The organism is Microcoleus sp. SVA1B4 (assembly GCF_036700545.1).
Taxonomy (GTDB): Bacteria; Cyanobacteriota; Cyanobacteriia; order Cyanobacteriales; family Microcoleaceae; genus Microcoleus.
Genome location: NZ_JAUBPB010000017.1, coordinates 44,760 through 59,801, shown reverse-complemented (window position 1 = coordinate 59,801; position 15,042 = coordinate 44,760). Strand labels below are relative to the sequence as shown.

Below are 15,042 nucleotides of genomic sequence, written 5' to 3'. Positions count from 1 at the left end.
CATATTTCCAGCAAAATCAACCGGATTTTACTGAAATCTTGATAATTGCTCAAATTCTACCCAGCAAAAAAGTCTTTGTTTGCGGGGATCCCAGCCATCGCCAAAATCGCACACATCCGATTCAGTTATTCGCATATCGCTGAAATCCGGCATTCCTTGCTTGACTGACTCCTTGCAGCACTGAGATAAACTATCGGCGGCGGCTCATCAATTACAGCTTGAAGATTTTTGGTCATAAATTTACTAATCTCCATATCTAAAGTAGCTGCAAAATCAGGTTCATCCCAATCCTCGCTTTCTTCAATGCTGATGGTTGTTGGTGGCCCAATATCAAAATCTAGCTCATCGCCAAAATCCGAAACTTTCTTAATGGGCTCTATTTTTTGATCGGTATCAGTCGCTAAAGCTTGAGTTGTATTGGCTATTAGTACGATCGGCAGTGCTACTATGGCACTTATTGTTTGTCGCGCCGTGATTTTCCTCATGGTATCCTCCTGATATAAACTAAACTTTGGTACTACTATACATTCAACATCTGCGGCTACTTTCCATCGCTGTCAGTCGATTTTAGATTTGAGATTTTAGATTGACTCCACAGATGAATCTGAGAGCTTGAACTAGGGTGTAAAATTTTAGCCTGGGGGCCCAGAAACGGTTTTTTTTTACGAAATACTTTGTTACACACCGTAAATTAGGTAAAAAACCCGGTTTCTTTGTAGGAGTGCGTCCAGAACTGTAATTAATAGTGGCTTGTTTTTCCACAGGATATAACCTTATCTGTGACTTTTCGTGGCAAGTTTGCTTAACGGAGCATATCCGGTCAAGTGTTTGCTTTTCTATTTACTACGTGAAAACTCTTAAACAGTCAGGTTTTCCCGCTAAGTAATTCCCCGGTGTTTGCGAGTGTTTATCTCAGACTCAAAGCAAAGTGGGTGAGAAGTTCGATCGCACACCAGTTTTCGCACACCAGTTTTCGCACTCCCGCGCTGCCACCAGCAAGCTGATGTGACATACCACAGCCGCCGGATACCTGTCAATACTTATCAGGAAATTGGGTTTAAAACCCCGTCCTTCTAGGGCGGCTTTAATTTCTTAAATCCCTTCCTAAAAATCAGGAATTGCTGGTATTTGTAGTATACTAAAATAGTCAAGGTTAAACTCCTTTACCATCGTGAAACAGTTAAGACACACTTTTAGGTATAAACCGGGGGACGCAGAGCGGCGAAAACTCTTAAAACAGCTAAAGGATCAACGCATCCTTAAATTAGTAACAACAAACAATTTCTTGATTTGTTAAGTAGGGTAGGGCATACCCAAACTCGCTTGCTTGTATCCTAGTACGCTTTTGGAGATAGACCCTCTGGGGTAACAGTGAATTAGACTCGTCAATTTGTACTATTGTACGGTTGAAAGGTTTAAGGACTGCCGCAAGGACATGGTGCTTAAAGGTCAGTCGATGAATTAAGAATCCCCACGCCTTTAGGCTGGGGAGTGTCAAATCTTAACATTTCTAATTTTTTGCATAATTCTCGTTACCAGGAAGAGCCTGGTAACGCAGCTCGGCAAGCCACAGCCTCCAGCCAAGTCGAGAGGACTCCTATTTCGTCAAGCCGTGTTCGAGGGCGAAGCGAACCAACTCAGTACGGCTGTTAGTACCCGTCTTGCTAAACAAACGGCTGACGTACTTTTCCACATTACGCACGCTAGTTTCCAAGCGGCGGGCAATTTCCTTATTCATCAAACCTTGAGCAACCAAATCCAAAACACTTTGTTCTCGCGGAGTCAAATCAATTTTAATCGGCGAAGGACTTTGGGCGATCGAACTCCGCCCACTCAGCAAAGACTCAATTCTCGCCATTTGGCTTGTCAAAGCAGCAATATCTGGACTTTCAGGATTTTCGCTTGTCTCCTTAGCAGCCGCGCGGCGGGCCAGCAAATTGGTTACTATTGCTACTAATTCGTCAGGATCGAAGGGCTTAGAAAGATAAGCATCGCAGCCTGCTTGATAGCCTTGAATACGATCGCTCGTCATCCCCTTAGCCGTCAAAAACACCACGGGCAAAGCTTTATAGCGAGGATCTTCCCGCACTTGCTTGAGAAATTGATAACCGTCCACCTGCGGCATCATAATGTCTGAAATCACCAAATCGGGATTAGTCTGCTGCAAGAGTTCCCAGCCGTCGCGAGCATTACTGGCAACCTCAACCGCAAAATCGCTATCTTCCAAATAAGCTTGTACTGCTTCCCGCAAGCCCGGTTCATCATCTACCAATAATAATCGTGCTGACATCTTTGTTACCTTCTTAATAGTGTAAATATTGTAGGTTGGGTTGAGGAACGAACCCTACGCTTCGCTCCGCCCAAATCTTCATTTTAAATAAGATGTTGGGTTTCGCCATCGCTCAACCCAACCTACAGAATAAAAACTTTAGCTCAAAACTCAAAACTATTGTCTTTTGTTCCCCTTAAACTTTGGAACGATCGGTCAAAATTTCATAGCCAGTTTCTGTTACCAACACAGTATGCTCAAACTGAGCCGACATAGCATTGTCAACGGTTACAGCCGTCCACTTGTCAGAAAGCGTCCGAGTGTACTTAGAACCGGCATTCAGAATTGGTTCGATCGCCAATGTCATGCCCGCTCGCAATTTCACGTTCGGCATTTCCCGCGTGCGGAAATTGAAAACCGACGGTTCCTCGTGCAAATTTCGCCCGACACCGTGGCCCGTAAACTCCTCAACGATGTTAAAACCGTTGCTTTTGACATGATCTTCGATCGCACCAGCCAGATCGAGCAAATAGGCTCCAGCCTTCACTTGTTCGATGCCTTTGTAGAGAGCTTCTTCTGCGACTCGGATTAATTTTGCCGATTCGGGAGTCACTTCCACAACTGCGATCGTGATGCAAGAATCGCCGTGAAAACCTTGATAATATGCCCCCGTATCTACCTTGAGAACATCTCCGGCCCGAATTACCTTTTTGGGACTGGGGATGCCGTGAACAACTTCGTTATTAATGCTAGAGCAAATCGATCCAGGGAAACCGTGATAGCCTTTAAAACTCGGAGTTGCCCCCATAGCACGGATGCGTTTTTCGGCATAAGCATCCAAATCAGCAGTAGTCATTCCCGGTTTCACCATTTGGGAAATTTCTTTGAGTACCGTTGCAACGATTTTCGCGGCCTGCCGCATAATTTCGATTTCGCGTTCCGACTTAATTTCAATGCCTCGACGCTGTTTTTTGACTTGGGGTGCTTGAGTTGGGCTAGAAAGCAGACTGCTAAAAATATTCATGAATTGATTGGCGAGTAATTTTGTACTTTGACGGCAGGTTGAAGCAAAAAAACGGCAAATATCCAGTTTTTTGTGGAAAAACGGGTGTCTTGTTCCGAACTGTCGATCGCGTGTCCTTTAAGCTAGCTTAATATTTTTCTCACTAATCGGCACGGGATTGGGGGTCAATCGATTTTAGATTTTAGATTTTAGATTTTAGATTGAAGCATAGAGCCCACGAATAAATACGTTCGGCAAGTTTCATCGGATACAGGTTTTTTATTTCTGGACGGATGAATCACGTGGCGGGTATCCTGGATGCTTTGGGTCAACAAAGCGGTTTTAACCGCCGAGTCCGTTGGAAATCACCGAAGAACACTATTGTCAATCAGCCTTCAGGGACGGGCTCTCCTGCCCAACCCCTACTCCCCACAAGAAAATTTACTCTTTGTGGAACAGGCCGAAAAGCCTGTTATTGAGCATGGTGCAAGATGTGAGTTGGATCGGGATTTCCGAGCATCCCTGTGAGGTTAGCAATTGCGGCAATTAACTTATTTATGTCAACTGGTTTAGATAAGTGCATCTGGAAACCCGCTTCCAGCGCTTGCTGGCGCTCTTCCTCTCTCGCGTAGGCCGTCAGGGCGATCGCAGGCATCTTTCCACCCCTGAGCCTTTCCATTTCTCTCACCCGCCCGATCAACTCATAACCGTCTGCTTCCGGCATTCCAATGTCGCTCAGCAGCAGATCCGGCCAATAACTCTCCAGTGCAGCTAGAGCCCCGGCCACCGATGCCGCCGATCGCACTATAGCTCCTTCGTCCTCGAGTAAAGCAATCAAAAACTCCCGCGTATCATCGTCATCATCCACCACCAGCAATTGCAAATTAGTTAGAGTAGGAAGGGTCTCTGTCCTGTCATTGAGATCCGACCAATCATCGTCAGCAGCGACGGCGTTCCTCTGTACCACAGGTAAAGCCACCGTAAATTTCGCACCCTCGCCCGGATTATTCTCTGCTTGCACCTTACCGCCGTGCTGTTCCACCAAGTGACGGACGATCGCCAATCCCAGTCCCAAACCCCCGTAAGACCTAGTTGTGCTGCTATCAGCTTGGCGGAAGCGATCGAAAACATAAGGCAAAAAATCAGGAGCGATACCAATGCCGCTATCAATTATCTGAATTTGAGCCTCATCTCCAACAGACTCTAAGCGCACCTGTACTTTACCCTCTTGCGGACTAAACTTAATCGCATTTGACAGCAAATTCCACACAATTTGCTGCAAGCGATCGAAATCGCCGATAACTTCACCTACATTGGGACTGCACGTTAATTCTATGACTATTGATTTTTCCTCAGTCAGCGGCTGCAAAGAATCTATTGCCAGCTTGATCGCAGATTCCAACCGAATCGGATGCTTATTTAAATTTAGTTTCCCCCGCAGAATCCGCGAAACATCTAAAATATCTTCGATGAGTTGAGATTGAGATTTAGCATTGCGCTCTATTGTTTCTAGGGCTTTCTCTATAGTGTCTTGGTCAAATGTTTTGGTACGAAGCAGCCTAGACCAGCCGAGAATTGCATTTAAAGGAGTACGGAGTTCGTGAGAGAGAATAGCTAAAAATTCATCCTTCATCTGGTTAGCTCTCTCCGCTTCTTGCCGCGCCACTTGTTCGCGGATTAGTCGGCCGCGTTCTTCCTCTGCTTGCTTGCGGTCTGTGACATCTCTAACCGTACCCACATGACCGATCAGTTTTCCCAAATCCGAAAACATTGGCGACGACTGCACATTAATCCAACGCACAGTTTCGCTACCAGCTAATCGAAACTCGTTAGAATATTCCTTGCCTTCTTTAATCCAAGCTAACCAATGTGCTACTACGCGATCGCGATCTTCTTCATGAACTTCCCGCTGCCAAATATCTGCTAAACTTTCCTCCAGTGTTAACCCGCAAATTGCTTGACAACGGGGATTAATGTATGTACAGCGCCCTTCAACGTCAGCTAAGTAAATTCCCAGCGGCGAACAAGCACACAAAGTGCGAAACCGCTCTTCACTTTTACTTAGTTCACTATTAACAGCAGCTAACTGTGTTGCTTGCTGTTTCACCTCCACTGTTTTCTGGAACAATTCCACAAATACCCCCACCTTCGAGGTCAATATTTCCGGTTCCAAGGGTTTGAACAGGTAATCCACCGCACCCAGAGAATAACCTTTAAACACGTGGGTGTCATTACTGCTGAATGCTGTGATAAAAATAATCGGAGTCGATCGCGATCGATCTCTAGAGCGAATCAATGTTGCTGTCTCAAATCCATCCATTCCCGGCATCTGCACATCAAGCAAAATTACCGCAAAATCTTCATTAAGCAGACATCTCAGAGCCTCCGCGCCCGAATTAGCTTGTACTAGATGATAAGAGGGGCTGTTGAGGATAGCTTCTAGAGCTATCAAATTTTCTGGGCGATCGTCAACTAAAAGGACATTTACTCGATGGGGCGACTGCTGATTCATAATTTTTTTAATCTTTAATTCTTAGCAAATTGACTAAACAGGGAGCAATTTTAGAGAGGGGTAAAATCCAGTCTACTTCAACATTTGCGATCGCCGATGCTGGCATGGTTGGGCATAGAGCTGAAGCCGGTTCCTCCACGAATGTCAATCCTCCCTCAGCTTTAATTTTTGCCAGCCCTTCACTGCCATCCGAATTAGCTCCCGTTAAAATTATGCCGATAACTTTCTCCCCAAAGGCATCCGCAGCAGACTCAAACAGCACATCGATTGAGGGCCGCGCGTAGCAGACAGGAGCCTCAGTTGATAGTGCAAATGTAGGAGAAACGCGATTGGGAATTGGGGATTTTGAATTATGGATTGACTCCACTGCCACGCTCCCCCATTCTGTCAAGTTGTTTTCATACAGGCTAAACTCCTCCTCACAGGGCGATTCTATTAGCAAGTGATAGTCAGCAGGAGCCAAGTAAACCCGTCCAGGTGCGATCGGCTCTTTGTCTTGGGCCTCTGTGATTGGGAGAGAGCTGTGCTGTTGTAAAAAATCTGTCAGCCTATTCTGAGAACTCTTATGGCGGTGTTGGACAATAACTACAGGCAAAGGAAAGCTTTTTGGCAAATCTGCCAGCAGCACAGTCAGAGCCTCTAGCCCTCCCAAAGACGTGCCCACAACCACTATTTCAAAATTTTTTTTATTTAACTCTTCGGTAGAGTTTATCACTACTTTCAAGTGCTTCATAATATTTTTCATAAGGTGTAAAAATCAGAGACTCCTGATGACCCAGGCCTAAAACTCCAAACATTACCAGGCTCTCATAAAAAAGCTTGTGTACCCGCTCTTGGAGGTGTGAATTGAAATAAATCAGCACATTACGGCATAAAATAACATTAAACTCATTAAAAGAATTATCCGTTGCTAGGTTGTGGTGAGCAAAGACAATATTATCTTTAAGTGAAGAGCGAAAAATCGCATTTTCATAGGCAGCAGTGTAATACTCAGAAAACGCTTTCTTGCCCCCAGCTTGGTGGTAAAGTTGCGTATATTCTTGCATCTGTTTCAGCGGGAATATCCCACTTTTTGCGGTTTTCAAAACTAATTCATTCATGTCCGTAGCGTAAATCCGACAACGGTCATAAAGTCCTTCTTCTTGCAGCAAAATTGCCATAGAATAGACTTCTTCTCCCGTTGAACATCCCGCGTGCCAAATCCGAATAAAAGGATAAGTACGCAGCAGCGGTACCACTTTTTTTCTGAAACTAATGTAAAAGCTGGGATCGCGAAACATCGCCGTTACATTGACAGAAATGTCCAGCAGTAAACGGTCTAGGTAAGCAGGATTGTGGAGTACCTTTTCCTGAAGTGCAGACACAGTGGTGAGCCGTTCCGAGCGAATAGTGTTCCAAATACGGCGCTTGAGAGAGGCAAGAGCATAATTGCGAAAATCAAATCCGTAATAGCGAAACATTCCCTCTAGTAGGAGTTGAATTTCGATTGTTTCAAGTTCATGGCTTTCGGGCATTTTTAATTAGTTATTGGGAATTGGGCATTGGGACTTGGGAATTGGTTAATGTCACAGGTCAACTTTAAGGTGCGTCGCTCATCGATGGTCGATTTTTGTTTGGGATGGTTGGTAGCGACGCACCCTACAACTGTTCACTGCTTACGAATGACTAATGACTAATGACTAATGACTATCGATAAAGCCAGACACGCAGCAGCGAGAGCAACTGTTCCGTATCAACAGGTTTGGTAATGTAGTCAGACGCACCAGCTTCGATACATTTTTCCCGATCGCCCTTCATAGCTTTCGCAGTCAGAGCAATCATTGGCAAGGACGCAAATTGAGGCATATTACGAATTGCTTGCATGGTTTCGTAACCGTCCATCTCTGGCATCATCACGTCCATCAACACAATATTTATCTCAGGCGTACTTTGCAATTTAGCAATGCCCTCTCTGCCATTCTCAGCATACACAACTTCCATTTTATGGCGCTCTAGCATACTCGTGAGGGCGAAAATATTCCGCATATCGTCGTCAACAATCAAGACTGTTTTGCCCGCGAGCGTCGAATCTGTTTGATACAATTGCTCTAGCATTTGGCGCTTTGGTTCCGGCAAATTTGCTTGGACTCGGTGCAAAAACAAAGCTGTTTCATCTAACAGGCGCTCAGGCGATCGCACATCTTTAACAATGATTGTTTCCGCCATCCGCTTCAGTTGAGTTTCTTCGGTTCTCGTCAACTCTTTGCCGGTATAAATAATAATCGGCAGACTTTTCAAAGTAGCCTCTTGCTTGATCTGCTCAATCAGTTCAAAACCAGTCATATCTGGCAGTCCCAAATCGAGTACGATACAGTCAAAATGCCCCGATTTCAAAGTTGCTAGCGCTTCTGCACCGCTCCCCACAGCCGTTGTAGAAACATCGTGATTGCCAATTAAATCCACAATACTGAGACGCTGTGTTTCGTCGTCTTCCACGACTAGCAAATTCTTCACGGGCCGCTCCACAAACCCCTTAATATCAGTCAAAGCTTTGCTCAAAGCTTCGCGACTGACAGGCTTTTGTAAGTACGCGATCGCCCCTAACTGCAAACTGCGCTGCCGCCCTTCTTCAACTGATACAATGTGAACCGGAATGTGGCGCGTACTTGGGTCGTGCTTCAAGCGATCGAGCACTGTCCAGCCATCCATTACAGGCAAATTTAGATCCAGCATAATCGCCGTTGGCTTGAACTCTCGCGCCATCGCCAAACCGATATCGCTCCGCAAAGCCACCAAACCTTTAAAACCCTGTTCCTGCGCCATATCCAACAGAATCCGAGCGAAGTTTACATCATCCTCGACAATCAACAGCACGCGATCGTCGGGATCGACATTTTCCCGATCGTCAGCGATAACCGGTGATGGATAAGGAGCGATCGGCAAGTTGAAATTCGGCGAAGGAACTGCGGAAGAAATAGCAGATGGCAATTGAGCAATTTGCTTGCTCATTCCCGACTCCTGATCGTTCATTATTCGCGATTCTTGGTAAGTTTGCGGCAGATAAAGCGTGAACCTACTACCCTCACCAGGGCGACTTGTCAATTGAATTTCTCCCCCTAACAAATTAGCAATTTCTCGACTAATTGACAAACCCAAACCCGTGCCCCCGTATTTCCGGCTAGTGCTACCATCAGCTTGTTGGAAAGCCTCAAAAATAACCCGGTGTTTCTCAGCAGAAATCCCAATCCCCGTATCGCTAACTGAGAAAGCCAAAACAGTAGGGGAACTCCTTAAACTTTCTTTCTCTAAACTCCACCCTTCCCGCGCTACTTCGACACACAATTTCACCTCACCTCGCTCTGTAAACTTAAACGCATTAGAGAGAAGATTCTTCAAAACTTGTTGCAGCCGTTTAGCATCAGTATAGAGACCTTTTGGCAACCCACCCTCAAGCTCGATTTTAAAACTCAACTTCTTATCCTGGGCGATTTGGCGGAAAGTTCGATCCAAATGATCTCGCAAGTCGGCAAACAACACTTGCTCAATTTCCACCGACATCGTGCCTGATTCAATCTTAGCAAGATCCAAAATGTCATTAATCAGCCCCAGCAAATCATTTCCCGCCGAGTAAATTGTGCGCGTGTATTCAACTTGCTTCTGAGTCAAATTACCCTCAGTATTGTCAGAAAGCAATCGAGCCAGAATCAACAGCGAATTCAGCGGAGTTCGCAACTCGTGAGACATATTTGCCAGAAACTCCGACTTATACTTAGAAGTTAGAGCCAACTGTTCCGCTCTTTCTTCCAACAACCCCCTCGCCTGTTCGATATCTCGGTTTTTCCGCTCAACTTCCTTATTTTGCAGCGCTAGCAATTCAGCTTGTTCTTCTAGTTCTTCATTCGTTTGTTGCAACTCTTCCTGCTGACTCTTCAACAGTTCCTCCGATGCACGGAGCGACTGCGCTTGTTGTTCGAGACGCTTGTTAGTTTCCGTTAGTTCCTTTTGCTGAGTTTGCAACTCTTCTGCCAAAGACTGTGACTGTTTTAGCAACTCTTCCGTCCGCATACTCGCCGCAATTGTATTTAAAACAATGGCGATACTTTCTGTAAGTTGGTCGAGAAATGTCAAGTGTATTTCGCTGAAGCGGCGGAACGAAGCTAACTCGATTACTGCCGTCACTTCTCCCTCAAATAGTACGGGTAAAACCACGACATTCAACGGCGTCGCTTCTCCCAGTCCCGATCCAATTTTAACGTAGTTTTCCGGCACTTCAGTCAACAGTATTCGTTCCTTTTCCAGGGCGCACTGTCCTACCAAACCTTCGCCTAAATGAAATCTATTTCCTAACTGTTTGCGTTCGCGGTATGCGTAGGTACTTAACAGTTTGAGAAACGGATCGTGATCCACACCTTCCATCATAAAGAATACGCCATGCTGAGCAGAAACCAGCGGCGTCAATTCGGAGAGAATTAGTTTAGAAACAGTTTCTAAATCCCGCTGACCTTGTAGCATTCGAGTGAACTTAGCGAGGTTTGTTTTCAGCCAATCTTGCTCAGTATTCTTCTGCGTCGTCTCCCGGAGATTGGCGATCATCTGGTTAATGTTGTCCTTAACAATGGCAACTTCTCCTTCAGTGGCGACGGAAATTGACCTCGTTAAATCGCCTCTGGTAACAGCAATTGCCACTTCCGCGATCGCCCGCAGTTGAGTAGTCAAATTCGCAGCCAATTCATTCACATTATCCGTCAAATCTCGCCACGTCCCCGCCGCGCCCGGAACCTTCGCCTGGCCACCCAATTTCCCTTCAATTCCCACTTCCCGCGCCACAGTAGTAACTTGATCGGCAAACGTCGCCAGCGTATCAATCATCTCATTAATCGTATCTGCCAGAGTCGCAATTTCTCCCTTAGCTTCCAGCATTAATTTGCGCTTCAAATCGCCATTCGCCACCGCCGTCACAACCTTAGCAATACCCCGCACTTGCGCTGTCAAATTCCCCGCCATCGAGTTTACATTGTCGGTTAAATCTTTCCAAGTTCCCGCAACTCCTTTCACCTCAGCTTGACCGCCCAATTTACCCTCTGTTCCTACCTCCCGCGCCACCCGCGTCACCTCAGAAGCGAAAGAATTAAGCTGATCCACCATGACGTTAATAGTGTCTTTCAACTCCAGAATTTCGCCTTTGACATCAACGGTGATTTTCTTAGACAAATCGCCATTTGCCACCGCTTTCGTCACTTCCGCAATATTCCGCACCTGCGCCGTCAAATTCCCCGCCATCAAGTTAACATTATCAGTTAAATCTTTCCAAGTTCCCCCTACACCCCGCACGTAAGCTTGCACACCTAATTTGCCTTCGGTTCCTACTTCCCTAGCAACTCTGGTTACTTCAGATGCGAAGGAACTCAACTGATCCACCATGATGTTAATCGTGTTTTTCAGTTCGAGAATTTCACCTTTTACATCTACTGTAATTTTCTTGGACAAATCGCCATTTGCCACAGCGGTTGTCACTTCCGCAATGTTCCGCACTTGGGCGGTAAGATTTCCCGCCATCGAGTTAACTGAATCCGTTAAATCTTTCCAGGTTCCGGCAACTCCTTTAACTTCAGCTTGCACGCCTAATTTCCCTTCGGTTCCCACTTCCCTAGCCACCCGTGTTACTTCCGATGCGAAGGAATTTAATTGATCCACCATCGTGTTTACGGTGTTTTTTAACTCCAGAATTTCACCTTTCACATCGACAGTAATTTTCTTAGATAAATCGCCATTTGCCACAGCAGTAGTAACAGCCGCAATATTCCGTACTTGTTCGGTCAAACTACCCGCCATAAAATTAACTGAATCCGTTAAATCCTTCCAAGTTCCTGCTACACCTCGGACATCGGCTTGACCGCCCAATTTACCTTCGGAACCCACTTCCCTAGCAACTCTGGTTACTTCTGATGCAAAGGAATTAAGCTGATCCACCATCACGTTAATGGTGTTTTTCAGTTCTAAAATTTCGCCTTTAACCTGTACCGTAATTTTTTTAGATAAGTCACCGTTAGCAACCGCCGTCGTCACCTCAGCAATGTTGCGAACTTGTGCTGTTAAATTGCCGGCCATTGAGTTAACAGAATCCGTTAAATCTTTCCAAGTTCCTGCTACTTCTTGCACTTCAGCTTGGACGCCTAATTTCCCTTCGGTTCCCACTTCCCTAGCCACCCTAGTTACTTCCGAAGCAAAGGAATTCAACTGGTCAACCATCGTGTTGACGGTGTTTTTGAGTTCGAGAATTTCCCCTTTCACATCGACGGTAATTTTCTTGGATAAATCGCCCTTTGCCACAGCGGTTGTCACTTCAGCGATGTTGCGGACTTGTGATGTCAAACTGCCTGCCATGAAGTTAACACTATCAGTTAAATCCTTCCAAGTTCCCGCAACTCCTTTAACTTCTGCTTGACCGCCGAGTTTGCCTTCGGAACCCACTTCTCTCGCCACCCGCGTTACTTCAGATGCGAAGGAATTTAACTGATCCACCATGATGTTAATCGTGTTTTTTAACTCCAGGATTTCACCTTTAACATCTACTGTAATTTTCTTAGATAAGTCACCATTTGCCACAGCAGTCGTCACTTCTGCAATGTTCCGTACTTGTGCGGTAAGATTTCCCGCCATCGAGTTAACTGAATCCGTTAAATCTTTCCAGGTTCCTGCAACTCCCCGCACTTCAGCTTGCACGCCTAATTTGCCTTCGGTTCCTACTTCCCTAGCAACTCTGGTTACTTCAGATGCGAAGGAACTCAACTGATCCACCATGATGTTAATCGTGTTTTTCAGTTCGAGAATTTCCCCTTTAACATCTACAGTAATTTTTTTGGATAAATCGCCATTTGCCACAGCAGTTGTTACTTCCGCAATGTTCCGCACTTGGGCTGTTAAATTCCCTGCCATTGAGTTAACTGAATCCGTTAAATCTTTCCAGGTTCCGGCAACTCCTTTAACTTCTGCTTGTACGCCTAATTTTCCTTCGGTTCCTACTTCCCTAGCCACCCGCGTTACTTCCGACGCAAAGGAGCTCAACTGGTCTACCATTGTGTTAACAATTTGCGCTGTTTGGAGGAATTCTCCTTTGAGGGGTCTGTCTTCTATTTCTAAGGCGATGGTTTGCGATAAATCTCCTTTTGCTACGGCCCGAATTACTCTGGCGGTTTCAGAGGTTGGTTGCACTAAATCTGTAATTAGGGTATTGACAGAATTTACGCTAGCTGCCCATGACCCCTCGGCGTTGCCGATGGTGGCCCGCTGGGCGATTTTGCCTTCTTTACCGACAACTGTGCCGATGCGATCGAGTTCGGCCGCCATTCTCTCATTGAGATCGATAATGTCGTTAAGTTCGTCAGCAATTTTTCCCGCTAGACCAGTCTGATCTATGGGCATCCGAACTGAAAAGTCCCCTTTTTTGACAGCTACTAAGGTTCTGAGTAACTGTTTGGCATAAGCATTATTGGAATTAGGGCTTGTTATCTGTGCAGTTGACATGACCGTTACCTTTGGGGAGTTTGAAGGGGAAGGGGGGACAATTTTTGAGATTATTGATATTATCGGACTAAAGCAGTGTCTGACTGCTTATATCGAAAGATAGATGACAAATTGCTGTTGATCAGATATTGAGTTATTGGTTATTTTATACTGGTTAGCAGGCTCTTCTTGGTAACGAGTTAATTGTGGGGTGTCAGGAACAGGCTTTCGAGCCTGTTCCACCCTGTTCCACAAAGAGTGAATTTTCTTGTGGGGCGGGCCGGATGCCCTCCCTACAGATTACCAACTGCGATTATTTCCAATTTTGCCACGAACTATTGAAAATAGAAGTACCCGGAAAGGCGATGGGATTAGCATTTTGTTGCAACCGCAACTGCAAAACTTCCAAGTTCGGTTCGCGGGATGGCAATTCGTCCACTAATTCATAAGGGAGAATCCCCTTTTCTAGGGAAAAAGCAGCCGTAACTCCCGCCGCCACACCGGCAGACCATTCAAAAGAATGCACTCGATAAGCAGCGGCCGCTGTGTGGCTAACAGCAATACTTTTACCTGCCACTAACATATTGTCAATTTTCTGAGGAATCATTGCCCGCAGCGGAATTTGGAAGGGATAAGCTTGCCCTTGACCTTTGCGAGTGCCTTCGCGTTCGGTATTTCCCGGTGCTTCCGGCGGACTGTTGGTCATGCAGGGGTGAAAGTCGATCGCATAATGACCAATACCCACAGAATCAGGATAAATCGTAGCGCGCGATCGCGATTTTGTATCCTCAACAGATTGACTTCCCACAGCCAAAGCCGGCGCATTCAAACCACCCACAGCCAACCACAACTTCCGATACTCTTCCTCCGACAAATTCTGGCGGTAAAAATCAGCCCTAAAGTCAGTGCGAGACATATCAACTTCCCACACCGTAAAACCTTGAGCCTGATTGAAACTCGGCCGCCCAATAATGCGCCGGCCCTCCCGCATATAAGGATATTTAGAAAGTCCGTGCACCGTCCCCATCGGCGAATCCAACCCGCTCAAAAAACGATTGTTTGGATAAGGCTTTTTCACTCCATCTCCTAGCTGCGAGTCAGTAGTTCCTGTTACCAACCAGTAGAAAAATCCTTTGGCATTTTCCTCTCCTTTTCGCAAAGTTTCCGTTCGCAAACCGCCCATCCATCCCCCCGGTTGCAGTTGACCGGCTGCTGACAACTGCGCGCGAGTGTAAATTAAATTATCTTGAGAATTGCCGGGACGATAGTCATTGCCCCAAGTCCAGTTTTGCATCGAAATATCCCCCGGATAAATCGGGAATTGCTTCGGGTCTGAAGGTCGCTTTTGATCCGGTCTCATGCTCCTGATTTGGCGGTAGCTGAAAACTAAAGGAAAGCTAGCCAATCTCTGCAATTCGTAGCTGTAGTAAGGAGCGTATTGTTGATAAAAAGATGGCACTTGATGCTGCTGCGGTTCCTTCGTTGCCTCCATCGCAAAGGTGTAGGTAAAACCTTGAGTGCAGTAAGGGTCGCCGGTTGGGCTGGCGGAGGAAGGTTCCAGAGGGGAACGCGGGTCAATTCCGAGGCGGTAGGGAACATCGGCAAGTCCGATCAATTCACCTGTTTCTGTGGCATCTACAACATACCAATCAGCACCCCCCCTAGCCCCCCCTTGTAAAGGGGGGGAACTGGTGGAATTCCCCCCTTGTAAAGGGGGGGAACTGGTGGAATTCCCCCCTTGTAAAGGGGGGGAACTGGTGGAATTCCCCCCTTGTA

8 protein-coding genes are annotated in these 15,042 nt (G+C 46.2%); all 8 read right to left on the bottom strand.

The window, feature by feature from the left end; translation table 11 throughout:
• Positions 1-125: 125 nt before the first annotated feature.
• Positions 126-485, bottom strand: coding sequence for a hypothetical protein (locus QT987_RS10850; protein WP_333239675.1), 360 nt, complete (start codon positions 483-485; stop codon positions 126-128).
• Positions 486-1,597: 1,112 nt separating this feature from the next.
• Complete coding sequence (locus QT987_RS10845) at positions 1,598-2,290, bottom strand: response regulator transcription factor (protein ID WP_333052586.1); 693 nt, start codon at positions 2,288-2,290, stop codon at positions 1,598-1,600.
• A 175-nt stretch (positions 2,291-2,465) separates the two neighbouring features.
• Entirely contained in the window at positions 2,466-3,293 is an 828-nt protein-coding gene (gene map / locus QT987_RS10840; RefSeq protein ID WP_333052584.1) for a type I methionyl aminopeptidase, read from the bottom strand.
• A gap of 451 nt (positions 3,294-3,744) precedes the next feature.
• Positions 3,745-5,784, bottom strand: a complete 2,040-nt coding sequence (locus tag QT987_RS10835) for a response regulator (protein WP_333239673.1) — start codon at positions 5,782-5,784, stop codon at positions 3,745-3,747.
• 7 nt (positions 5,785-5,791) lie between these two features.
• On the bottom strand, positions 5,792-6,499 hold the full coding sequence (locus QT987_RS10830) for a chemotaxis protein CheB (RefSeq protein WP_333208406.1): 708 nt from the start codon (positions 6,497-6,499) through the stop codon (positions 5,792-5,794).
• Complete coding sequence (locus QT987_RS10825) at positions 6,471-7,298, bottom strand: protein-glutamate O-methyltransferase CheR (RefSeq protein WP_333239670.1); 828 nt, start codon at positions 7,296-7,298, stop codon at positions 6,471-6,473. Before QT987_RS10825 ends, QT987_RS10830 begins: the two co-directional genes overlap by 29 nt.
• A gap of 172 nt (positions 7,299-7,470) precedes the next feature.
• The gene (locus tag QT987_RS10820) at positions 7,471-13,287 is read right to left on the bottom strand and encodes a HAMP domain-containing protein (protein WP_333239668.1); all 5,817 of its coding nucleotides are present in this window, start codon (positions 13,285-13,287) and stop codon (positions 7,471-7,473) included.
• Between the two features lie 292 nt (positions 13,288-13,579).
• A partial coding sequence (locus tag QT987_RS10815; protein ID WP_333239666.1) for an FAD-dependent oxidoreductase occupies positions 13,580-15,042 on the bottom strand: 1,463 nt, incomplete at its 5' end.